9 protein-coding genes are annotated in these 25,254 nt (G+C 65.9%); 4 read left to right on the forward strand and 5 right to left on the reverse strand.

Features of this window, described 5'->3' with window-relative positions; genetic code table 11:
* The first annotated feature begins 5 nt into the window (after positions 1–5).
* The gene (locus GGD67_RS05415; protein ID WP_179731345.1) at positions 6–1,454 is read left to right on the forward strand and encodes a cobyric acid synthase; all 1,449 of its coding nucleotides are present in this window, start codon (positions 6–8) and stop codon (positions 1,452–1,454) included.
* Here GGD67_RS05415 and cobD read toward each other — a convergent pair.
* Positions 1,443–2,408, reverse strand: a complete 966-nt coding sequence (gene cobD / locus GGD67_RS05420) for a threonine-phosphate decarboxylase CobD (protein ID WP_179731347.1) — start codon at positions 2,406–2,408, stop codon at positions 1,443–1,445. The two genes, GGD67_RS05415 and cobD, sit on opposite strands and share 12 nt — an antisense overlap.
* An 11-nt stretch (positions 2,409–2,419) precedes the next feature.
* Positions 2,420–3,361: an adenosylcobinamide-phosphate synthase CbiB gene (gene cbiB / locus GGD67_RS05425; RefSeq protein ID WP_179731349.1), complete on the reverse strand. Its 942-nt coding sequence runs from the start codon at positions 3,359–3,361 to the stop codon at positions 2,420–2,422.
* Positions 3,362–3,482: 121 nt separating this feature from the next.
* On the opposite strand from cbiB, the gene cobU reads away from it, so the two are divergent.
* Genes cobU through bluB form a run of 3 tightly spaced genes read left to right on the forward strand, consistent with a single transcriptional unit; the run spans position 3,483 to position 5,402 of the window.
* Positions 3,483–3,986: a bifunctional adenosylcobinamide kinase/adenosylcobinamide-phosphate guanylyltransferase gene (gene cobU, locus GGD67_RS05430; RefSeq protein ID WP_018315952.1), complete on the forward strand. Its 504-nt coding sequence runs from the start codon at positions 3,483–3,485 to the stop codon at positions 3,984–3,986.
* Positions 3,983–4,765 (forward strand): adenosylcobinamide-GDP ribazoletransferase, encoded by a 783-nt coding sequence (cobS, locus tag GGD67_RS05435; RefSeq protein WP_018315951.1) that lies wholly within the window; start codon positions 3,983–3,985, stop codon positions 4,763–4,765. Before cobU ends, cobS begins: the two co-directional genes overlap by 4 nt.
* A gap of 4 nt (positions 4,766–4,769) precedes the next feature.
* The gene (gene bluB, locus GGD67_RS05440; RefSeq protein ID WP_018315950.1) at positions 4,770–5,402 is read left to right on the forward strand and encodes a 5,6-dimethylbenzimidazole synthase; all 633 of its coding nucleotides are present in this window, start codon (positions 4,770–4,772) and stop codon (positions 5,400–5,402) included.
* A gap of 100 nt (positions 5,403–5,502) precedes the next feature.
* Here bluB and GGD67_RS05445 read toward each other — a convergent pair whose 3' ends face one another.
* The 3 genes from GGD67_RS05445 to GGD67_RS05455 all read right to left on the reverse strand — a co-directional run bounded on the left by GGD67_RS05445 (position 5,503) and on the right by GGD67_RS05455 (position 25,019).
* Positions 5,503–7,191, reverse strand: coding sequence for a ShlB/FhaC/HecB family hemolysin secretion/activation protein (locus tag GGD67_RS05445; RefSeq protein WP_179731351.1), 1,689 nt, complete (start codon positions 7,189–7,191; stop codon positions 5,503–5,505).
* Positions 7,192–7,202: 11 nt separating this feature from the next.
* Positions 7,203–24,200 (reverse strand): leukotoxin LktA family filamentous adhesin, encoded by a 16,998-nt coding sequence (locus tag GGD67_RS05450; protein WP_179731353.1) that lies wholly within the window; start codon positions 24,198–24,200, stop codon positions 7,203–7,205.
* Between the two features lie 69 nt (positions 24,201–24,269).
* Positions 24,270–25,019 carry a hypothetical protein gene (locus GGD67_RS05455; protein WP_179731355.1) on the reverse strand — a complete coding sequence of 250 codons (750 nt, stop codon included), beginning with the start codon at positions 25,017–25,019 and terminating at the stop codon, positions 24,270–24,272.
* Positions 25,020–25,254: the final 235 nt, after the last annotated feature.

A 25,254-nucleotide genomic window follows, 5' to 3' on the forward strand; every position in this document is an offset into this window, starting at 1 on the left:
GTTCGATGGCACGCGCGCTGATGATCCAGGGGGCCGGCTCGGACGTGGGCAAGTCGCTCATCGTCGCCGGTCTCGCGCGTGCCTTCACCCGGCGCGGCCTGCGCGTGCTCCCGTTCAAGCCGCAGAACATGTCGAACAATGCCGCCGTCACCGTTGATGGCGGCGAGATCGGCCGCGCCCAGGCGCTGCAGGCGCTGGCCGCTCGCGTCGAACCGCACACCGACATGAACCCCGTGCTGCTCAAGCCCGAGACCGACATCGGCGCGCAGGTGATCGTCCACGGAAAGCGCATCGCGACCGCGCGTGCCCGCGACTATGCCGCGATGAAGCCATCGCTGATGGGCGCAGTGCTGGAGAGCTTTGAGCGGCTGAAGGCGCGGGCCGATCTGGTGCTGGTGGAAGGCGCCGGCAGTCCGGCCGAGGTCAATTTGCGCAAGGCCGACATCGCCAATATGGGCTTTGCGCGCAAGGCGGACGTGCCGGTCGTGCTGGTCGGCGACATCGACCGCGGCGGCGTCATCGCCCAGCTGGTCGGCATCAAGACCGTGATCGACCCCGACGATGCCGCGATGATCCAGGGTTTTGTCATCAACAAGTTCCGCGGCGATCCCTCGCTGTTCGACGATGGCTACAGGCTGATCGAACAAAGAACGGCCTGGCTCGGCTTCGGCGTGCTGCCCTGGTTCGCGCGCGCCGGCGAGCTGCCGGCCGAGGACGCGCTCGGCCTCAGCGACGCGCGCAAGCCGGGCCAGTGCAAGATCGCCTGCCTGGCGCTGTCGCGGATCGCCAATTTCGACGATCTCGATCCGCTCAAGCTCGAGCCGGGCGTCGACCTCGTGATGGTACGCGCGGGCGAGCCGATCCCGGGCGATGTCCGCCTCGTCATCATCCCTGGCTCGAAATCCACCCGCGGCGATCTCGCCTTCCTGCGCGCGCAGGGCTGGGACATCGATTTGCTCGCGCATCACCGCAGGGGCGGCCATGTGCTCGGTCTCTGCGGCGGCTATCAGATGCTCGGACGCAGCGTCGCCGATCCTGACGGCATCGAAGGCACCGCAGGCGACACGCCGGGCCTCGGACTTCTGGACGTGGACACGGTGATGAGTCCGCAGAAGACGCTGACGCGTGTCGCGGCCGTGCATACCGACACGGACCAGCCAATCGAGGCGTACGAAATCCACATCGGCCGCACTGACGGGCCGGATCGCGCGCGCCCGTTTGCGAAGCTGAACGGCGGGCCCGAAGGCGCGATCTCGCGCGATGGCCGCGTGCAGGGCAGCTATCTGCACGGCCTGTTCACGTCGGATGATTTCCGCAAGGCGTATCTGGCCAGGCTCGACATTCCCGCAGGTGGCGAGCCCTATCAAGCCAGGGTCGAAAGCGCGCTCGATGCGCTGGCCGATCACATCGAAAAGCATCTCGACGTGGAAGGACTGCTCGCGCTAGCGCGCTAGCACCTCGGCAAGCCGCGTCCATTCGGCTTCGCTGCCCGGAAGCCCGAGGCGCAGCCATCTCGGCCTTTGTGCGAAGACGCGCGACCAGATATGGCTTCGTGCCAATCTCTCTTGCGCGGCGAGCGCGCCGGGCGTCTCGTAGAGACGGAACAGCGGCGTCCCCCCAAGCAGCATCCAGCCTTGCGCGTGCGCGATGGCATCGAGGCGAACACAGTCCCGGGCAAGTCGCGCTGACGTGGCCTCGGCCCAGGCGTCGTCACGCAACGCGCGACAGCCGATCGCGATCGCCGCTCCCGAAACCGGCCATGGACCCGACATCGACGCAAGCTTGCCTATGTCGGCGGCATTGCCGATCGCGAAGCCGAGCCGCAGGCCGGCAAGACCATAGAACTTTCCGAAGGAGCGCAGGATCAGCAGTCCCGGCCGACCGGCTTCCGATGCAAGCGACAGCAGCGGAACGGCGTCGACAAAGCTCTCGTCGATGACGAGGCGGCCGACGCGCGGCAGCAGTGCGAGCAGATCCTTCGGTGCATGATGCTGACCGCCGGGATTGTTGGGATTGACGACGATGGCGAGATCCGCGCCTGCCAGCGCGTCGAGCTCGCTGGCCTCCTGGACATCCCAGCCTGCAGCCGACAGAACCCCTGCGTATTCATTGTAGGTCGGTCCGAGGATGCGGGCGCGGCCGGTTGGTACCAGTTGCGGCAGCAATTGAATGGCAGCTTGCGCGCCGCCCATCGCAACGAGCGGTGCGCTGGTGCGATAGGCATGCTGCGCCGCCTGATGCAGGGCGTTGATGTCGGATCGCGACGGCAGCGCATTCCAATGGTGCGGATCGATCTCGGCCACGGGATAAGGCAGCCGGTTGATCCCTGTCGACAGATCGATCCAGTCTTCCGCGCGTCCGCCAAAACGCTGCTGTGCCAGATCCAGATTTCCACCGTGCTCGCGCATGCCCCGTTCTTTCACGCGAAGGCCAGGATCGCAAGCAGGCCGGCGAGCAGCATCATGGCGCGGCGGTAGACCGTCAGTGCCTCGGCGATATCAGCGGCGCGCGGGTCGCGCGCGCCTTCGTTCAGCCAGGGCTCGTCGGTCGCGCTGCCGTGATAGATGCGAGGGCCGCTGAGCCGGACGCCGAGCGCGCCGGCCATGGCCGCTTCCGGCCAGCCGGCATTGGGCGAGCGGTGACGGCGTGCATCGCGCGTCATGCATGACAGCGCCTCCGATCGCCGAGGAGCCAGCAGCACGAACAGACATCCGGTCAGCCGTGCCGGAATGAAATTGGCGACATCGTCGATGCGCGCCGCCGCCCAGCCGAAGGCCTCGTGCCGTTCGCTGCGATGGCCGATCATGGAGTCCAGCGTGTTGATCGCCTTGTAGCCGATGATGCCCGGCAGCCCGAGCAGCGCGCCCCAAAACACCGGCGCCACGATGCCGTCGGAGGCATTCTCCGCAAGGCTCTCGATCGCCGCGCGCGCGATCCCGGCTTCATCGAGCGCTGCGGGATCACGGCCGACGATGCGCGAGACTGCCTCGCGCGCGGCGGTGATGTCACCGGCCATCAGAGGATTCGCGACGGCGGCGACGTGGTCATGTAGCGAGCGCGAAGCGACCAAGGGCCAGGCCAGGATGCCGATCAGCACGATCTGGATCCAACCCGAGGAAAGCAAGGCCTGAAGCGCGCAGCCGATCGCAACGGAAAATCCGATCACCAGGAGCGCTCCGGCGACACCAGCAGCGCGGCGGAGCGCCGGCGGATCGGACGCGCGATTCCACGTGATGTCGATGGCACCGATCAGCCGACCCAGCCAGGTCACGGGATGACCGATCCGCGCGAACAGCCACGACGGCCAGCCGAGGAGGGCATCCACCGCCATCGCCACCACCATCGCACCCGCAAAGCCCACACACGCCTCCTGTCCCGCCCCTGTTGCGCAAAGCGAAGGCAGAGCGCAAGCCCCCGCCCGGCTGATTTCGGCTTTGTCTTTGGCCGCGTTTGGTGATTAGTCAGGCCCACAGGAGACCTTTATGGCCGTCATCTTGATCACGGGCGGAGCGCGATCGGGCAAGAGCAAGCGTGCAGAAACGTGCACGCGCGCTTTTCCCGGGCAGCCCGTCTATGTCGCGACGGCGGAGGCACTCGATACCGAAATGGAGGCGCGCATCGCAAAGCATCGCGCGCGCCGCGGAACCGACTGGATCGAGCGCGAAGTGCCGCTCGATCTCGTGCCCGCGCTGATCGCAAGCGATGGCGGCGGCGCACGGCTGGTGGACTGCCTGACACTGTGGCTTTCCAACCTGATGCATGCGGAACGCGACTGGGAGCGTGAAGTGACCGAACTCGCGGCCGCCCTGCCCCGCCTGAAAAGCCCGGTCGTCCTCGTCACCAACGAGGTCGGTCTCGGTATCGTCCCCGACAACGCGCTGGCGCGCAGCTATCGCGACGCCGCCGGCATCATGAACCAGATCATCGCCGAAGCCGCCGACGAGGTCGAGTTCGTCGTCGCCGGTTTGCCCATGAAATTGAAATGATGCCGCGCGCCGAGCTCTTCAAGGACGTCGTCGCCGATCTCAGGATGGCAGCGTCGTTCGTCACGATCCTTCCCGTCGCATCGTCGAAGCCTGCAGGCGACGGCGCCGTCGCGCGCGCGACCTGGGCGCTACCCGTCGCGGGACTGCTGGTCGGCCTTGCCGGCGCTTTCGTCTACAAGGTGGCCATCCGCTTCGGACTGACGCCGAACATTGCTGCCCTGCTTGCACTCGCGACGACCGCCCTCATCACCGGCGCGCTGCACGAAGACGGTCTCGCCGACACCGCCGACGGGCTCGGCGGCGGTCGCACGCGCGAGCGCAAGCTCGAGATCATGCGTGACAGTCGGATCGGGACCTACGGCGTCTGCGCGCTGATTGTGTCGTTCGGCCTGCGCTGGAGCGCACTCGCAGCGATCGCCGATCCCTTGCTGGTTGCATTTGCACTGTTGTCAGCGCATGCCGCCGCCCGCGCCGGCGTGCCGGCCTTCATGTCATTGGTACCGCCAGCGCGGCCTGACGGGCTGTCGGCGAGCGCGGGACCGCCGCCGGGCCGCAGCATCGCCGTCGCCTTCGCTCTTGGAACGCTCGCGCTCGCTCTCGCGTTGGGGCCGGGCAAGGCGCTGGTCGGCCTGATCCTGCTGTCGCTCGCCGGCCTGTTGCTGGCGCGGCTTGCCGTGCGCCAGATCGGCGGGCAGACCGGCGACATCCTCGGTGCCTTCGAGCAGATCGGCGAGATCCTCATTCTGCTGGTCGCGGCATCCTTCCGGATGGGAGGCTGATCTCATGGTCGAGTTCGACGACACCTTCCGTCAGCACTTGCGCGAGCTGTTCGTGTGGCGCCGCGACGTCCGCCGCTTTCGAGCTGACCCGCTGCCGGCCGGCGCCATCGATCGCCTGATCGAGACCGCTTGTCTCTCGCCCTCGGTCGGCCTGAGCCAGCCCTGGCGCTTCGTCACCGTCGATGATGCCGCACGACGTCGCGCCATCATCGACGATTTCACGGCGTGCAACGCCGACGCGCTGAACTGCTATTCCGGCGAACGTGCGGCCCGCTACGCCACGCTGAAATTGTCGGGCCTCGAACAGGCCCCCGGACACCTCGCCGTGTTCGCCGACAAGGCCAGCGACATCGGCCACGGCCTCGGCCGCGCGACCATGCCGGAAACCACCGAGTATTCCGTGGTCGCTGCCATCACCGCGATGTGGCTCGCCGCACGCGCAGAGAGCATTGGCATCGGCTGGATCTCGATCCTCAATCCGAATCGTATCCACGCCGTTCTCGACGTGCCCAATACCTGGAAGTTCATCGCCTATCTCTGCATCGGCTATCCGGAAGTCGAATGCAACCAGCCCGAGCTGGAGCAGGCGAAATGGGAGCACCGGCGCGGCGCAGACGAGTTTACGTTGCGGCGTTGACCCCAAGCTCGTCATGCCCGGGCGTGTCCCGGCATCCACGTCTTCGTTTCCACGTCAAAAGAACGTGGATGGCCGGACACGCCGGGCCATGACGGAGACGCTACGACCTGCTCCTGCCGGCCACCGCCGCCACAGGCGCGGGTGGCTCCGGCTTCTGGAACATCAGCAGCGGCCGGAAGATGACGCGGCCATAGGCCTCGTAATGGTTCTGGGTCGAGACCGCCATCTTCAGCGGCGTCGCGTAATTCGCCTCGAACGTCATGAACGACGCATAAGTCCAGGAGAAGCCGACGCCGACAGAGGCCATTTCGGTGACGCCGGGGAAGGTCGAATACACCGCACCCCAGTCGGTGAAGACGTAGGTGTCGAAACCCCTCAGCCATTGCGACCAGTTGTAATGCAGTTCGGCGTTGAGATAATAGCCGCTGTCGCCGGAAGCCGCATTGGAGGGATAACCGCGTACGGTGGTGGGGCCGCCGATCGAGAAGATCTGATCGCCCGGCAGCAGCTTCTCCTGCGTGTACTGCCAGCTCGCCAGCACATTGGCGCTGAAGTTCTGGGGCCCTGCGGCGCTCGTCGCGATCAGCGAGCCGGTATAGGTGTTGAACGCGCGGTTGTTGCCGAGCACATAGTCATGCCACGCGATGTAGTTCACTGCCGGTGAGACCGTGATCGAATAGGTGTTGCCGGACTTGGTCACCGAAATTCCGGCCGTGGTCTTGTCGTAGTGGTCGTCGGTGACGGCGACCGTGGCAAAGCGGCTGACGGTCTTGCCCTCGGTCAAGGCGGCGTTGAGCAGCACCAGCCAGTCCTGGGTCACCCAGACCGGCTGGCTGAAATTGACCGCGGCCTGGCTCGAGCGGCCGGTGACGTCGAGCGCGACGAACGGCCCCTGGACGATCTTGATCTTGCCTTCGGTATAGCTGACGCCGGCGCGGCCGCCCCAGGGATTGACCGGGATGCTGTAGGCGACGTTGCCGTTGAGATTGCCGTCGGAACGGACGCCGTAGAAGGTCAGGCGGTCGTCGACGCCGAACAGGCCGTGGCGCTTGTAGAAGGCACCGCCTTCCCAACGCCCCGTGTTCTCGGAACCCTGGTTGTCGGTGAAGAGCTGCAAGGTGTCGACCGGCGGCTCGATCACCGCGAATTGGAGGTCGGTGAGGCCGAAGCTCGTGCCGGGCTGCAGCAGCGCCTTGATCTGGACGTCGTTGGTACGGTTGAACCAGATCACGTCGCGGTTGAGCTTTGGAACGTCGAGGACCTCGCCTTCGGGCTCCTTCACGCGATCGAGGATGTAATCGGTGCGGGTCTGCTTGTTGCCCTCGACCGTCGTCTTCTGCAGCCGGCCTTCGGTTAGCTTGACGCGGACGACGCCGCCCTTGGCGTCCTGCTCGGGCAGGGTCGCGATGCCCGTGACGATGCCGCGCGCGGCATAGACCGCATTGATGTCGGCAACGAGCTGCAACAGCGAGGCGATGTCGACGTCCTTGCCGACATATTTCTTCGCGATCTCATCCAGCTCCGCCGGCGTGATGAACTTGGACTCGTCGAACGTGACCTTGCGCAGGCGAAATTTCGGCCCGCCCGGCTTCAGGAGCTGGGACTTTTCCCGCTCGCCGCCGATCACCGCCGGCCCGGTGAGCTTGGGCGGCGCGCTCTGCTGCTCGAGCTGCCGCCGCTGCCGGTCGACGTCGTTCTGGATCACGCCGGGATTGATCGACTGGGCGCGCGCAGACGCGATGCAGCAAGCTGCAAGCCCGATCCCCAACGATGCCCCCAGAATCCGCATCTCGAATCCAATTACCATGCCTGTGCGAGACGGCCAACGGCCGGCTTCGCCGATTCAACCGCCGCATCCTTCCAGCCCGGACGTCCCGCACGCTGCCCCTTCTGGCGCAGCTTGCGCATGTCGCTGAGCCCTTCGATGTTGACGGCGGGGCCGGACCCGACGGCCTCGACCGGCCGTGGCGTCAGCAGCGCATCGAGCCGCGCCTGACCGGAGAGACCGAGCAGGTAGAACGTCCCCCCATCCTTCTTCGCGAGCCAGGTCTCGATGCTCTCTTTGCCCTCGCCGTCGACCGAGATGTTGCGCGCCATGCTGGCGCCGGTGAAGACATTGCAGCAGGTGTGGGTCGGGCCGTAATTGGTGACGGTCGCCGAGACGTCCCCGGTGTAGAACACCACATAGGCGTTGCTGACATTGGCGTTGCCGGTCTGGCTCATCGTGAACACGCCGCCCGGCTGGTAGAGCTGGAGCGTCGGCCAATTGGACGGCGCCGGCGTACGGTTGTTCAGGAGTATCTGCTGGGTCGCCGTGGTGAGCATGAGCTGGCCCGGCACGTAGCCGTTCAGGATCGAGACAGCCGGCGCATCGGTCCAGAAGGTCGCGTCCACCACCCTGAACTGGTTGACGATGATGTGGTCGGGGTCGATCGAGATGTTGGCGGACTTCGCGACGCCGCCGTTATAGCCGGTGACGTTCAGGATCAGCGGGACCGCCGGGTTCGAACGAATCTGCTCGCCCTTGACGTTGATGGTATCAGCCGCGAGGTCGAGCTCCCGCACGACGCTGACCCAGTTGATCGTCAAATCACCCGACGAGGTCATCTTGACGATGTCGCCGCTGATCCGGTCGAGCGAGACCGGTCCGACCACATCGAAATGCGTGTCGCCGTGCGCGGAGATCGATCCGCCGCGGAGCGAGCCCGTGTCGGACTTGATGTTGAGATCGCCGGCATCACCGGGGATCCCCGTCGTGGTGAGTTGGCTGAAGACGACGTCGTTCACGGCATGCAGGGTCTGCGTGCCGCCGCTGATGGCGGTGCCGACGGTGATCCCCCCGGTCGTCGCGGTGACGTCGAGCGTGCCGCCAACGTTGAGATTATCCCAATGAACGACCGTGCCGCTGAGGACTGCGTTCCCGGTCGTGGCCGTGAGGTTATGACCGGTGTTGGTACCCGCCGCGATCAGCCTCGCCGAGCCGTGGGCCGAGACCGAGCCGAGTGTCGGCACGCCGCCTGACATCACCGTCTGCGCGAGGATGAAACCGTTGTCCGCTGTGACGTTGATGCTGCCGGCATCGCCGTTGATGCCCGTCGCCGTCAACGCGTTGAAGCTGACGTTGTCGTGGGCGCGAATGGTCTGCGTGCCGCCACTCTGCGCGGTCTGGAAGGTGATGCTGCCCTGGCTCGCCGTCGCGCCCAGCGTCGTCCCGACATTGAGGGCATTCCAGTTGATCGGTCCGCTATTAGCCGTCAGCAGGCCCGAGCCGGTCGTGGCGGCGAGCGTGTTGCCGGTGATGGTCGTGGCGGCAACGAGGCTCGTCGAGCCATGGGCCGAGACCGAGCCCAGCGTGGTCAGGCCACCCGCGGTCACGGTCTGCGCCAGGATGAAGCCGGTGTCGGCGGTGACGTTGATGTTGCCGGCATCGCCGTTGACGCCAGTCGCCGTCAGCGCGTTGAAGGTGATGTTGTCATGGGCGCGGATGGTCTGCGTCCCCCCGCTCTGCGCGGTCTGGAACGTGATGCTGCCCTGGCTCGTGGTCGCGCCCAGTGTCGTGCCGACGGTGAGCGTATTCCAGTTGATCGGCCCGGTCGCGGTCAGCAGGCCGGAGCCGGTCGTTGCGGCGAGCGTGTTGCCGGTGATGGTCGTGGCGGCGAGCAAGCTCGCCGAACCGTGGGCCGAGACCGAGCCGAGCGTGGTCATGCCGCCCGAGGTCACGGTCTGCGCCAGGATGAACCCGGTGTCGGCGGTGACGATGATATTGCCGGCATCGCCGCTATTGCCGGTGGCCGTGAGCGACTTGAACGTCACGTTCTGGGTCGCGTGGATCGTCTGCGAACCGCTGCTGTCGGCGGTGCCGATGAGAATGCTGCCATTGTTCGCGACCGCGCGGAAAGATCCGCTCGCGCCGGTCGCCGTGCCCGCCAGCACCTGGTCGAGCGTCAATCCGCCGGTGCCGATGATGTCCACACTGCCCTTCACCGCGGACAGCAGGCTCACCTCGGTGTCGGTGAGAACCTTGACGTAGATGTCGCCGGCGCTCGCGCTCGCCGACATCCGCGCGGCACTGACGGTGAACCGGTTGGTCGCGCTGCCGATGCCGTTCGATGCGCCCAGCGAGAGTTCGGCGCCCGCGCCGGAGGCGATGAACTTGGTCTGGCCGTCGGCATTGTCGATGATCGCGCCGAGCGAGGCGACGCCGCCGGCGGTGACGATGATCGACGGGGTGTTCGAGGCGGCCGCATAGGACAGCGACGAATTCAGCTGGCCGATCGTCGCATCGCCCGTGGTCGTCACCGAGATCAGCCCGGCCGCGTTGATGGCGGAGTAAGCGCCCATCGACAGGGTGGAAGCCACCAGCGTCACGCCGTCCGCGCTGCTGGTCGCAACCACCGGCGCCGCGCTGGTGCCGGCCGCGAAGGTCATGCCGCGGTTGGCGAGCAGTTGCATCAGGCCGTCGCTGGTGATGCCAGTATTGATGGTGAGCGCGCCGCGCGCCGCGTTCAGCGTCAACGCGCCGCCTGCTGTCAGCGCCCCATAGGGACCGCTGGTGCCGACCGCGAGATCGCCGGTCACCGCGAGGATGCTGAGATCGCCGACCGCCGAGCCGGTCACCGCGCCGGAGATGTTCACCTGCAGCGGCTGGAAGGTCGAGCCGTTGAAGCCGATGCTGCCGCCGGCGCGCAGATCGAGGTCGGTGCCGAGGATGTGGATCGCGGAGCGGTCCGTGAAGCCGGCTTCGGCGTAGATGCTGCCGGTCGCGGCGAGCTGGATCGCATTGCCGGCGGCGATGTTGCCGAGGATGAGATCGCCGGTGGTCTGCTTCACATAGATGCCCTGCGCCGACGAGACCTGGTCGAGCTGGTCGTTGCCCGGGTCGGCAAACGCGATCTGAAGCGCGTTCGCGTTGGTCGCGGGATTGCTTCCGGCCGCACCGGGCGCGCCGACATTGCCGCGCTCGGCGATCAGGGTCAGGTTGGCAATATCGCCTGAAATCACGGCGCCGGCCACATTGGCGGAGATGTTGCTGACGGCGTCGAGCTTGACGTCGCCGCGGCCGGTCACCTGGATGCCGTTGGCCTGGGCGGCCGTGATCGGGCCGTAATTGGCGGTGACGCCGCCGAGCGCGAGGCCGTTCTTGCTGCCGAGATAGACATTGGTCAGCGCCTTGGCCGAGATCGCGATCGGGTTGTCGACGACGACGAGGTTCTGCTGCGACAGGCTGACCGTATAGGTCGTGACATGGGTCGTCGGATCCGTGACCGCGCCGACGGTGAGCTGACCGGGACCGGCCGAGGACAGCAATGCCCGCTGCTCCGTCGTCAGCGAGGAGGCATCGACACTGGTGAAGGTGAAGGTCTGAGGCGCCGCCGAATTGCCGACCGAGCCGCGCGGCGCGTAGAGCATGATCTGGTTGGCGCTGACATTGGCGACGACGTTCTCGTCGATCGGCGGCGGCGCCGCGCCGATCGAGGACGACGAGACGGTGTAGGCCAGCTGGCTCTGCGTCCACTGCGCACCCGCGGTGATGATGCCATAGACCCGCTCGGTCGATGCCAGCGTGTAGCTGTAGCTCGCATTGTACGTGTTCAGCGCGGTCTGCAGCGCGGTGTTGGTCGGCATGCGCTGGTTGGCGGTCGAGACGCCGTCAAACAGCTTCGTGAACAACGTCGTCGACAGCGAGCTGCCGAACAGCGTGCCCAGCGGATCCGAAGGTGCGGTGCCGAGCAGGCTCGTCAGCGAGGACTTGAGCTCGTCGGTGGTGATCTTGCCGAGCAGGAACTGATCCCGCAGGAACCGCGTCGTGGCCTCGGTCTTCATCTGCGTTGTCGTAACATTCGCGGGGTCGATACCGAGCTTGGCCGCCACCTGCGCCCGCAGCACCGTCTGCCCCACCGAGGTCGGGGCGTAGGTGCTGCCGTTCGGGAAGGCGATGTTCTTGAGCTGGAAATAGTCGTTGTAGGCTGACGTCACCATCGACTGATAGCTGTTGACGGCGTTGGTGGCGGCGTTGCCGCTGAGCAGGTCGAGGCTGGCCCAGACGTCCTGCAGATGCTGGCTCTGCGCCTGGGTGAGACCGACCGCCGCCCGGCCGTTGAGGATGCTGGCCTGGTTGCCGTCGGAGCCGGCGGCCTCCAGGAAGACCGGGCCGCCGGTCGACTGGATCGTGCCGAGCCGCAGATCACCCTTGGACTGGATGATGTAGGTACCGGTGGCCGAGGCACTGTCGAGCACGCCGCCATCGACGGCGCCGCCCGCCTGCACCGTCCCCGTCGCCTGGATCACCAGCGGATTGATGTTGGTCAGGGTGGAGGCGTTGTTGACGACGGCGCTCGTCGCGCCGATCGCACCGGAGGTGGAGTTAATCTCGATGTTTTTGCCGATCACGACGGGTGTCGCGACGTTGTAGGCGGAGGCCGAGTTGATGTCGCCCGTCGCCGAGAGGAAGACGCTGCCCTGCGGCGTGGCGCCCGCCGAATTCACCTTCACCTGGTTGATCGACAGCGCGCCGACGGCCGAGATCGCGATGTCGCGGTCGATCGAGCTGGCGGTCAGGCTGCCGCCATAGAGCTGCACCTGGACGGGAGCCTTGGTGGTGCCGAGCGTGCCGATGCCGCCGTCACCCCGGAGCGAGACGCTCGTGCCCGAGATCACCGGGCTATTGGCATTGGCGCCGACCGTGATCGACGAGTTGACGCCGGTGGCGGCCAGCGTCGTCGTTCCCTGCTGGTTGTTGATCGACCCGTTGATGACGATGCCGGAGGTCGAATTGACCACGACGTCGCTGCTGCTGCCACCGGTGAACTTGATGTTGATCGGGTTCGACGCCTTGACCGTGTTGGTCAGCGAGAGCGTCAGGTGATCATAGATCGCCTGGTACCAGTTGTACTGGGCATCCGCGCCGCAGCACGCGTTGGAGTGGGTGTTGAGTCCAACGGGGCTCCCGTCCGGGTTCACGCCCCCCGCCCAGTGATAGCTGCCGGTGGCGGTCGTGACCTTCTGGTAGTTGGTGCTCTGCACGCCCGAAACCAGGCTGGTCGTGGTGGTCCAGTTTGCCCCGGTGGCCTGATTGGGTGTGAACTGCCAGCTGTAGTCGAACTGCGTGCTCGTGGTCGGACGATCGAGGGTCGCAGTGTCGACCCATTGATAGAGCATGTTCTCCTGCGTCGCGTACTGGATGCCTGCCGTACCGGTCCTGGCTGTAAGCATCGACGGGTCGATCGCGGCCGCGTTGACGCTATTGACCTCGTACTTTGAGACCTGCTGGTTGCTCGCCGCCTTGGGATCGTAGACCCACCACGTCGTTTTCCCTTTCAGCTGATCGACGATCTCGACCACGCTTTGGGCGGTGGCGCTGGTATTGATGGTATTGGTGACCAGCTGGAGCCCGCTGGTGTTGTTGACCGTGACCGTGCCGGCGCCGCCCTTGATCTCGATGTTTCCCTGGGTCTGGGTGCTGTCGGTCGAGGTCGAGATGATCTTGCCGTTCAGATAGACGTAGCCGCCGGCGCCCTGCGCCACGCCGTTCAGGATGAGCTGGCCGGTGAGAGCGTTGTACCTGACCCCGATCTTGGCGTCGCCGCTGGCCGACGCCGTCACGGAGCCGGAGACGTCGTAGTAGACGCCGTTCCGCGCATTGGCCTGGGCCGCAGCAAAGTCCGCGCCGCCGTTGCGGTTCTTGAGGCCGTTGCTGCCATAGATGGCATCGTACGCCGCGGCGCCGATGTTAACCGAGTAATTGCTGCTCGAGCCGGCCTGGATGGTGCCGTTGATGTTGATCACCGACGCCGAGATGATGACCGCCTGGCCGGTGATGGTCCGGGAGGCTGTCGCGGTGGCCGGCGAATTCGCGGTCTTCGGCGTGATCGCATCCGGCTGGATGTTGATCACCTGGAAGAAGCCCGAGCTGTCGCAGGCTGACGCACAGTTGAATGGCGTCTTGTACGGACCGCTATCGGTGTAAACGTTTCGGCCGTCATAAGTCGTTTTCTTCCACTGCGCGAGCACGACATTGGTCGAGTCCTGCGACTGCCCCTCGATGATCTTGAGGGTCGCGACGTCAGGCACGCTGCCGGCATCGGGAGTGCTGGTGTTCCCAGGCGTACCCCTGCCCACCGGCAGGAAGATCGACGAATAGAGCGAGGTGCCGTCGTAATACGTCATCAGCATGCGCGCGGTGAAGATCGTGCTGGCATCGGCGTTGCCGACGGGTTGATAAATGCCGTGGCTGCCGTCGGCGCAGCAGTAATAGAAGTATGGATGATCGGCTCCGGAGCCGATATGTGGAGCGGTATAGTAGTCACCGTAGGCGCCGAGATAGGTCGCCGCCGTCATCACCGCCGTCAGCGCGTCTTCCGGCCTGTTCTCGGTGCTGGCCCATTGCGAGGTGACCGCGCTGCCGCTGTCGTAGAAGCTGCCGATGCCACCGAGGAAGGTGAAGGTGCCCTTGGGCACGACGATCTGCACGGTCGCGGCGCTGAGCGACTGCGATGCGACGACGCTGCCGAGATTGTTGATGATCTTGAGCAGACCGTTCGCGTTGCTGACCGCGCCATTGAAATAGATGTCCGGCGTGCGGGTCAGCACGTTGCCGTTCTGGTCGATGCCCTGGCCGCTGTCAGGATCGAGGCGGTTGTAGGTGGCCGAGATGTCGATGGTCGGCGAGGCGCTCGGCATCGCGGTGAAGGTCACGTTGGAGTGCGAGTCCGGGTCGACATGGTCGGTCTGGCGATAGGTGATGTTGCCTCCGGTCACGTCGGTGACCGTGAGGTTGCCGAGGCTCATGAAGTCGAGCCCCTTGTTCTCGATCTTGATCAACGGCGAGCTGCGCGCGATGACCGCGGGCGCGGCCGGGTTCGTGCCGCTGTTGCCGGTGAGCTTCTGCGCCAGGATCGAGACGTTGCCGGCCGACACCAGCATGTCGCCGAACGCGAAGGCGTTGCCGGGCGCGTCGGAGGTGAACGGCGCCTGCTTGATCAGCGTGTCGATCTGCCGCTGGATGTCGCCGGTCGGATCGGTGCCGGACGGCGACATGCTGGCGGGTGACGTCGGCGTCGCCGCTGCAAGCTGGGAGCGGACCTGCGCCTCGGTCAGGCCGGTCAGCGACGCCAGCTGGTTGACCACCAGCTGGTAGGGATTGAAGTTGCCGACGATGGCGTACTGGACCGTCTGGTGGTTCCAGCTCATCACCGGGCTGAAGTGGTTGACGTCGGCGACCGACTCGAGGGTCAGCGCGGAGTAAGGGCTCGTCGTGCTCAGCGTCGGCGTGCTCGCGCCGAGCTGGATCGTGATCGTCACGTCGTTGTTGATGCCCGCCACCACCAGGCCGTTGAGCGCGACATCGCCGGTTCCGCTGGTATGGCTGTGGTTGTCGCTGTTCTTGGCGCTGAAGATGTCCAGGTACGGGTTGTAGTTGCTGCCGTTGCCGACGGCCGTGACCTGCCCCTGCGTGGCGCCGAGATAGATGTCGCGCGCCCCGAGGATGCTCGAGGTGGACGCGAGCGTCAGGCTCGTGGTGTCGTCGGCATTGGCCGTGCCGCGGTACAGGGTCGAGATCGGAATGGCAGTGTTGTTGTAGACGACCGTCGTCGCCGTCGCCTGCACGCTGCTGAAGACGCTGCCGTCGCCGGCAAGGCCGGCATAGATGTTGATGTCGCGCCAGGCCACGATCTTCGCGTTGGCGCCGACGTTGACGGACTGGTTGGCGTGAACCCAGCTGTTGGTGCTGGCGCCGACGCCCGCGATCGCGCCATAGAGGCTGGCATTGGCGTTGTTCGCCGCCGCCATCTTGGCCGCCGTGCCGACATAGATCTTGCCGGCGCTGAACAGCTCACGGGCGTTGATGTTGACCGCGAGTGTGGCATTCGCCGTCATGTTGGATTCAGCACCACCGCCGGCGAAGAAGCTGGCTGTGGCGAGGCTCGCGGTGTCGTTGGTGTTCAGTGTGTTGTAGGCCTCGATGTTGATCACGGCCGTCGAGGTCCTGGGATCGTCGTTGAGGCTCAGCACCGTGCCGGCGCCGATATTAGTGGTGACGTTCTGCGTCACATAGGACTCGCTGAGCGCGGCCGCTCCCGAGAACGAGCCGCCCGAGCCTGAACGCGCACCGCCGCCGGCCTGATTGACGATGTCGTTGGCGATAACGACCATGTCGCCGGCCGCCGAGTTGATGATCAGATGCGTCCCGACTTCCGCCGTGGTGGTGGAATCGACGTCATTCCTTGTCTTGCCGGCGGACACGCCGGCCGTGGAGGCCTGATAGGCGTCGCCGCTCGCGAGGTAATTCGTGGTGTGCTTGGCATCGATGCGGAAGCCGCCGAAATAGAGCGTGTCGTCGGTCGAGCCGCCATCGAACCGCGCATTGGTTACCGCGGTCGAGCCGGTGGTGGCGACCGCCGCCGCGCCGGCATAGGTGCCGCCCGCGCCGACCTTCGCGTTGGAGACGTTGGTGTCCGTGCCGGTGGCCTTGATCCAGAGGACGCCCGTGTAATTGCCGTGGCTGAGGACGTCCATGTCCGCGGGCGCACCCAGATAGGCATAAGTGTGCGCGCTGGACGAGGTCTGCGCGACGGTAGCGCCGAGCGCGAGGAAGCCGCTCGAAAGGCCGGTTGCCTCGGCGTATTGGGCACTGTCGTTTTCAGCTTCGATGGTCACGTTGGCGTTGGGCAGCCTGATCCCCGTTCCGCCATAGGCGTTGACGGTCGCGTTCTGCGAGGCCTTGGCGTAGCTGCCCTGCGCGCCGATCAGCGAGCCGCCGCCGCCGGCGAGCGCCTTGGCCCAGGTCGTCGTCCCGCTGGTCGGAACCAGCGCCTTGGCGCTCACGTCGAGCGCGCCGCCCGAGAAGCTGACATTGTCGCCGACATCGGCGGTCACCGTGGCCCCTACCGTCGACTGGGCGATGGCGACGCCGACGGCACCGCCGCCGACCGAAACGCCGATCGCCTCGCTCGACAGGTTGGGCGCGATCGCCGCTGCCACCAGCGTGCCGATCCCGGTCGCGGACGTCGTGATCGAGGCGCTGGCGCCGATCTCGGCCAGCACCGAGGAGTTCTCGGTGGCCTCCGCGTCCGCACCTGTACCGGCGATAATGCCGCCACCGAGGGCGGTTGCCGTTGTGCTCAAGGTGCCTGCGCCGGCTGCGCCAATCAGCAATTGCGAGGTGTTGATGGTGGCGCCGTCAAGAACCCGCGCCGCGACCGAGCTGTGCCGGCTTGCCGTCGCCACCGAAGCGCCGACGGCCGCGGCACCGGCGGAGACGCCGCCCGTGAAGACCACCTGGGTCGTGGAATCCTGCGCCATGACGGCAGCACCGGTCCCGCCGGTGCCGTTAACATTGCCGCCGAGCAGCGCCGTGACGGTGTTGGTGACATTGCCGACCGCCACGGCGGCCTGGGCGCCGAAGTAGAGAGCTGCCCCGCCGGCGATCGCCTCGGTGTCGATGGTCTTGCCGCTATAGGGACCGGTGTTGGCGTCCTGGACGACCGCGGCGACGGAGATTGACGGCGCCACGACAGCCAAAGGCGTATCCGCGGCGACCAGCACGCCGGAGCCGTTGCGTCCGTAGTCACTGAGATTGGCGAGCACGGTGCTGTTGACGCTGGTGTAGCCGATGCCGGCACCAATGCCGACATTCTTGGCAAAGCCCGCGCCCAACAGATACATCTTGGCCGCATTGGCGCTGGTCGCCCCGACATTGACCTGCGAGCCCCTGATGTTGCCGCCCGCAATCTGCGCGACCACGACGTCGCTGCCGCCGCTCAGCACATTGCTGACGTCATAGGTCGAGCTGACATTGGCGCTGTTTGGATTGCCGGCCGTGCCGCTCGCGACGGCGCCACTGCCATGCGTGGTGCTGGTGCCGCTGTTCACGGACGCGATGGTGCCGCTGCCGCCCTGATTAAGTTGGCCGGTCTGTTGGCCCTGGGTGTCGGCGTCGGCGGTGTTGGTGCCGATGATGATGACGCCGACGGTCGCGCCGATGCCGACGCTGCCGCCGATGCCGGCGGTGACCGCGTAGGACAGCACCTCCTTGGTGCTGAGCGCATTGACGTTGATCGCGCCTGACGAGTTCAGATTGCTGTTCCAGCTCTCGGCGACGGTCCGGCTCTTGAACACGATGACGTTTGCGGCTGCGCCGACGCCGACGCCTCCCCCGCTGGCGCCGACCGCGAGCGCACCCGCGATCTCCTTGATCGCCACGTCCTCGTTCGCGTTGATCGTCACCGCGCCGGCTGTGCCGCCCGTCACCCCTTGCAGCGTGGTGTCATAGACGCCAGCGATGGTGGTGTTGTTGGCGACCTCGATATTCGCCATGCCCGCGATCGCAGCCGTGCCGGTCGAGAGCGCGCCGCCGATCGCATAGGCCTCGAAGCGGTTCTTGGTCTTGGCCTCGACGTCGAGCGCGCCGCTCAAATTGAGCGCGGTGGTGTGTGCGGCGCTGTTGCCTTGATAGTGGAACTCGTCGCCGACATAGGCCAGAGTCCGGTTCGAGGAGACCTGGACCAGGAACGCCGCGCCGATCGCGGCCTGGCTGCCATAGGCGCCCGAGCCGTTCGCGGAGAAAATACCGGTGTTGTTGGTGGCGTTCACCGTCAGTGACGCGGCCGTCAGCGCGCCGCCGTCGACATAGGCTTCCGTGGTCGCCTGGAAGACGTTCAGCCCGACCGAGCCGGTGTTGAAGCCGACGGCGATCGACGAGGCATCCTGCTCGGCATTGGCCTTCACGGTCACGGCGCCAACGGTCGCGCTCGACGACTGCACGCCGCCGACCGTGGCATTGGTGATATAGGCCAAGGTCTCGCGTGACATCGTCGTCGAGATGATCGTCGTGCCACCGCCGCCGCTGCTGCCGTAGGCGATGCCGGCACCGAACGCGCCGGAATAGGAGAAACTGGACGCGGCGACCTCGATCTGCGGCGCCAGCGTCGACGAGGCCAGGCGCGTGTCAATGGCCGCGCTATCGATATAGGCCCTCGTTGCTCCGCTCATCACGTTGGTGATGGGATTGATCATGATGGCGATGCTGGAGCTCGCAGCAAGCGAGGCGACGTTAGTCACGACCGCCTGGTGCGAGCTCGCGACCACGGCAAGGCCGCGCACGGTGTCCTGGTTCTCGGAGAGGTCGGGCGTGGTGTCGGTCGGCGCGTGGGCGGTGCCGAGATCGAACGCGTGGACGAGCGTGCCGTTGTTGACCGACAGCGTATCGGACGAACTGGTTCCGAGCGCATCGACCTTGGTGTTCGCCCCGCTGATATAGGCCGCGGTGGTTCCCGTGATCTGGTTGGTCACCAGCGAACCTGCGCCGCCGGCCGCGCCCTTGCTGATCGACAAGGCGCCGGCGAACACGGCCGCCTTGTCGTTATTGGCGGCGATCACGCCGACATTGTTGGTGGCGGTGACGTCGGCACCGTTGATGCCGTTGATACCGGCAGCGGTGATGCTGGCCGTGACGTTGGTCCCCATCAGATTGGTGGCGACCGAGCCGGCCAGCCCGACCTGCGAGGATATCGCAATACCGACGGCGACGGTCGAGATGCTGGCATTCGAGTTCGCATTGACCCCGACATTGCCCGAGGCGGTCAGCTTCGAGCCGGTGACGCCGGCACTGACATTATTGGCGATGCTGCTGTAGACCAGCGCGAGGCCCGCGGCGCTGCCTTGCGTCGAGGCGCCGGCGATCGCGGCGGTTCCGGTGATGCTGGAATTGTCGGTCGCGTTGACGGAAATGTTCTTGGCCGTGACGCTCGACTGCGTCGTGCTGGACAAATTGTTTCCGATCGCCGCCGAGACGGTGTTGGCGATCGAGCTGATCGTCGTGCCGCCGACGCCCGCAAACTGTCCGGTCGCAAGACCGAAGCCAATCGTGACCGCCTGGATCTTGGAGGAATCGACGGCGCTCACGCTGACAGTACCGTTACTGCCGGCCGTCATCAGCACGTTGGCGATAGAGGCCGAATGCGTCGTCGCGATCGTGTTGTAGACGATCGAGGCGCCGACATTGTTCTTGCCGGCCTGGATCAGGCCCGCAACGGAAACGATGCTCGCGCCCGGACCGTTGCCCGTGCCGTCGTTGAGCGCAGCCGCGCTGAAGTCGATGCAATTCTGCCCGCCCGTGCCGCCGGCGACCGTGCAGGTGTCCGTGGCGAGATGATTGTTGTTCGACTTCTTGACGAGATTGCCGAGCGCAGTGTCCAGCGCCGACACCGCGCCGCTGTCCGCCAGCACCGTCACGCGGCCGACATTGATGCTCACCGTCGAGCCGCTGTTGATATAGGCCGTCGTGGTGGGCGTGATCTCGCTGACGACGACCGCGCCGGCAAGACCGTTGGACCCCGCCCCGCCCGAAGCCGCGCCGGCCGCAATCACGCTGGCGCTGTCGGCCAGCACCAGCAGCGAGTCGTAGTTCGAGATCGAGGTGCTGCGGATATGCGCGTCGGTCGCGTTGCCGCCGGTGGGATCGCCGATCGAAGCATAGGTGAGCCCGATGCCGACGCCGGCCTGGCCGCCCGAGATATAGAGCGAGCCGCCGCCGATCGCGATGTTCGTGGTCTGATAGGCGTCCACCTCGAGCGCGCGGTTGACGCCGCTCGCCTGCCCCGTGATCGTCGAGCTCTCGATATAGGCGTTGGCGCTGTCCGTGATGATGCCGACGGACGCCGACAGCGACGCCGCATTGGATTTCGATCCCGCCACGCCGATGGCGACGACGGTCTCCGAGCCGCCATTGAGCGCCTGCACCGTCACCGAACTCTGGTTGTTCAGGGTGGTGCCGTAGATGTAGGCGAGCGTCGCGTTGTTCGACATCGCCGCCGCGATCGCGCCGCCGATTGCGGCGCCCTGGGCGGATGCCCCGGCCAGATTGAGCGCCGCCGAACCGGAACCACTATTGAGCATGGTGTCGTTCAGTGCCTGAACGATCGTGTTGGTCGTGACGGTGCCCGCCGTCGTGTACTTGTTGACCGTCGTGTTCCTGATATAGGCGCTGGTGCCGAGCGCGACGTCGCCGATCGCCGAACTGCCGGCGAGATCGATACTGAAGCCGTCAGTGCTCGATCCCGAGGTCGAGCCGATCTTGCTCGCGGCCGTCGCCACGCCGGCGGCCCCGCCGGTCGCACCTGCACCGGCGGCTCCCGCCTTGTCCGAGAAACTGGAGGCCTGCGGCTCGGAGATCGAAGCCGCGACCGCGGCGGTCGTGATGCGTCCGGAGGTGGTCGCGCTGAGCGTGAGATTGTCGACGTTGACGGCCCCGCTGCCGCCGCCATTGCCGGCGAATGGATCATCGGCGCTGAAGGGACCGGGCCGGATATCGGAATGATTGTCGCCGATATAGGCCGACGTGTCGGTGTTCGCACCGAGATAGGCGACCGCCAACCCGACTGCCGAACCGCCGCTGGTGTTCCGGCTCATTGCGCCGGCCAGCGTGATGACCGATAGGTCCTGCTGCGCCAGGATTCCGACCGTCGGAGCGTACACGGTTGCCTGGCTCGATATCGACGCATGGGTCGTGTTGTTGAGGAAACCGAGCGCGGTGATGCCGTTGAGCGCCAGTGCGCCCGCAGCCTTGCCGGACGTCGGGGCGACGGCAATGAACTGATCAGCGGTGATGGCGTTGACGGCGATATCGTCCGCCGCTCGCACCGTTGCGCCGTCCGAAATGCCGGCGATGGTCTTGGTGTTGAACTGAACGAGATTGAGCGCGCCGCCGACCGCGGAGCCGCCCGACGTGTTGCCGGACAGGAAGCCGAGCGTACCGACATTGCCTGCCGCATCGATCGACGCCATGGTCGTCGTCGCTGCGACCTGCAGGCTGGCGTTGTAGGTGTGGACGTCGCCATTATCCATGCCCACCGACCAGCCGGTGCCGCTGCCGCAAGCCGCGGCCGCGCAGGTCGTGGTCAGGTTCGCACCGCCCGCGACCCAGGCCGTCGTGTTGTTGTTCACGACGAAATGGTTCAACGAGCCGGCGATGCCGATGGTATCGCCGGCATCCGCAGTGGCGTTGGCGTAACTGGTTAGAATGTTGCCGCCGACACCGAGATTGCCGTTCAGGTGGCTCAGCACGGCGCCCAGGCCGTCCCATTTCAGCCAGGAGTTGGTGATCGGCATCTCGGTGGTGGCATCGACAGCGATATTCGCCGCGTTGATCAGCGTTCCGCCGCCGATATAGGCGTTCGAATTATGCGTGAAATTGCCCCAGGCGACGGCCGCGCTGATCGCCGTGCTCTCACCCGACACCGGGTCCTTCGTGATCGCGCTGGACGTTGCATTGCTGCGAACGCCGCGATCGATGACGTTGCTGGCGACAGCGACGTTGCCGCTGGCATAGATGCTCGGCGCGCCGCCACTCGGATTCTGCGCGATCGCAGCGGTCGCGCTCTGGGCACTGTTGGCCAGCGACAGCGCGCCTGCGACCTTGAAATCGAAGCTTAGCGGCACCAGCGATCCCATGTGGTCCCTGATGATCGACGTCGGCGAGGTGACGGAGCGCAGTCCTCGTTCGATCGCCGCAATCAGCGCGGGCAGACCGGCGATGGACGAAGCCATCGTGGAATTGCTTGTGGTGTCGGACGTCGCTTCGACCAGAACGGAGCCGTTCATCCGGTTGTTGACGTCGGTTCCGAGCGATGCGCCGAGCGTCGCGGTCGCAGACGTCGTGATGTCGCTAATGGCGAACGCCCCGCCGACGGCGCCGCTCGCGCCCGTCCCGGGCGCCGCTACCGACGTTGCGCTGGTCGAGAACGAGTTGTTGTTGATCGCGCGCACCTTCAGGGTGCTGCCGCTCGTATTCACCAGACCCGCCGCAAGATGCGCGCCCGTCTCGACGTTGGCGGTCGTCGTCACCGAGCCCTTCGAATAAGCCACCGTCGGGACGATCTGCGCGCTCGTCGATGCCGCGAGGGCGGAGACGGCAATGGTCGCATCGTTGAGCGCCTTGATCTCGAGGTTGCCGCCGGCGTTGATCGTCGCGCCCGAGGCCACATTGGTCGTGACGTTGCCGTCGATCTTGCCGACGACCACACCGGCCGCGACCGGCGTGAGGCTGCCGAGCAAGGTGCTGGCGACCGCCGGATCCGACGCCGTCTCGGTGGCATGCGCGGAAATGGTGACATCGCCGCGACCGTTGATGTCGGCATGGCTGTTGATGTTAATGGTCGCCGTGGCGCTTGCCGCGACATAGCCGCCGTTGAGCCCGAGCAGCGAGGCGGCAAGTGTCGAGCCGACAAGGGCGAAATCACCGGCCACCGAACCGTTCAGGAAACTCGATACCGCCGTCGAGGTCGCGGAGATCGAGATGATGCCGCCGGTGATCTTGCCGTCGACCGTGATCGACGTCGCGGCGGTGGCTTGGCCGGACAGCTTGATGTCGCTCGCCGTTGCCGTCAGCGTGACGTTGCCGTCGGTGTAGCTGGTCCCACCGAAATTGACCGACTGCGCCAGGATCTGCGCACCATTCTTGATATCGATGTTCGGCGCGTCGATGATGACGTTGTTGGCGTTGCCGGTCGAATGGCCGGAGCCGTCGAGGCGGCGGGCATCGATCACCGCATGTGCGGCGAGTGTGATCGAATGATCGGCTTGGATGAGGTAGTTGGCACCGGCGCTGAGCCCGGCGAGCGCAGCCGCGACGGAGCTGTTCGAAAGCGTCACGCCGGTGTCGCCCTGGGCGGCATCGCCGACGACCAGGTCGGTCGGATCGATCATCAGCGTGCCGGCCTTGCCGTTCTCCGCGCTGAGCTTGACCTTGATGCCCTGACCGACGTCGATGATTCCGTTCGCGCTGAAATCGACCAGGCCCGCGTTGCCGGCCTTGGCGCTGGCGTTGAACCTGGCCCCGCCCGCCACAGTCAGGTTCTGGGCCGCCTTCAGGCGGATCTCGCCGGCATCGCCGGTCTTGCCGGCGATGTTCAGCCTGGCGTTCTTGCCGATATCGATGTTGTTGCCCGCCTGCACCGTGATGTTGCTAGGCGTCGAGGTCTTGCTGTGCGCGGTCAGGCGGCCGTTGACGCGAGCGTTGTTGACGGCGCCGATATGGATCGAACCGTTGCTGACGGTGATCGAGCTGGCGCTGCGCAGGCCCTTGGAATTGACGGATGCCGCGAACTTTGCGGCGTGGTCGAGATTGGCAATGTCGCGCTGGGTCGCGCCGCCGACGAAGACGTTCTGCCCGGTCAGGCGCACGCCGTCCTGGGCATTGACGCGGCCGTAGATGCGGATGTTGCCGTCCGGCGAGACCGGGAACGAGCCCGCCATGAGATTGCCGACCGCCGTGCCGTTGATCGCGCCGCCGGGACCGATCAGGCTGTCGGTGAACTCGCGCGTCGGGGTCGAGACGTTGAGGCTGCCGACATTGACCACGCCGCTGCGGCCGACCACGAACCCCTTGGGGTCGGCGAAATAGACGTTACCGCCGATCGAGCCGTTCATGTAGGAGTTCAGCGTGCCGTTGACGTAGACCGGCGCGTCGCGAACGATGTTGACGAGGTTTCGCGTCCCGGTCGGCAGTTGCAGGTTGACCGTATTGCCCTGCCCGACGCTGAACTGCGAGAACGAGTTGAAGGCGTTGTTGCCCGAGACCGTCGACGTCGTGACGTTGGTGACGCTGCCGGAGGTCTGAAGGCTGGTCCCGGTCCGTCCATCGGGGACGATGACGTTCGCCGTCTGCGCCTGAACGCGGACGCTGAACACCGGCAGGAAGACCATCTGCATCGCGCAGAGCAGCGACATCGAACGAAACCGCGCCAGCCGGCGCAGCGTCGTCAGTTCGTCATTGTCTCGCGCCGCAGATGGTCCGCGCATTTCAGATCCTCGTCATCGGCATTGGCGCCGATCCACAACCGGGTGGGAGAATGTCGTGCGATCCCGGCATCAGAACTGGCCGGGCGGCAGCTTGAAGATGTCGGGGCTCTTGGCGTCGGCCACGTAGAACAGCAGCAGGCTGGTCGGCGTCAGCACACGCTGGTTGTTGTCCTTGTTCTCGAACGTGCCCTGGAGCAGCAGGATGACCGAGCGATCCTTGGCGTCGCTGCCGCGGAACATCACGATGCCGCCGGCGACGGGCATGTTGACGGCGATGGAGTCCGGCTTGAAGCCCTCGCCCATGAAATGGGCGCGCAAGATGTTGGCGTTGGAGAACAGCTTCTCCGGCGTGATCGCGGCATCAGTCCCCTTCGACCAGACCGCGCCGACTTGGATCAGCGACTTCGACTTGTAGCCGAACACGTAGGAGAGCTCGGCGGTGCCGCCGTTCGGCAGCAACTCCGGAACGGACAGCAGAATGCTGTGCGTCAGCTCGGACGCGTTGTCCTGCGCCTTGATGGCGTCGGGCTTGGCGTTGAAATCCTTCGTCATCGCCGCGCGCACATCGGCCTCGTTCATGCCGAACTTGGCGGAGCGGAAACCGTCGATCGCCTTGATCTTGTCGTCCGCGGCCGGTGTCTCGGCTGAATTCGCCCCGGCGGCGACGGACGTGCCGGCTGCAGCGGGAGCGCTGGCCGCGGCGGCCCTGGGTGCCGGCGCAGCCTTCTGCTTCGGTACGGCGCCCTGGGCCGCGAGCGGTCCGGCTGCAAGGGAGGTGAGCAGGCCGACGACGGCCGGAATGAGATAGATTTTGCGCATCGAGAACCTTCGAAACAACTTGAAACAACGCTTCAAAAATCGGCAGCTGCGAAATCACCTTCCGCGAACCGTCGTCGCAACCGAGACGGAAAATGTTGCAACGCGAAGGCGTTACAAGGCGTCACGAAGGAGACAACGCTCGAAACAGCGACTCTTTGGCAGCGTAGGAATACGGTATCGGGCTGCCAAACGCTGCGAATGAGCATTCATAAGCGCTTTTTTTCATCAATTGTGG

The organism is Bradyrhizobium sp. IAR9 (assembly GCF_013408065.1).
In the GTDB taxonomy this organism is placed as follows: Bacteria; Pseudomonadota; Alphaproteobacteria; order Rhizobiales; family Xanthobacteraceae; genus Bradyrhizobium.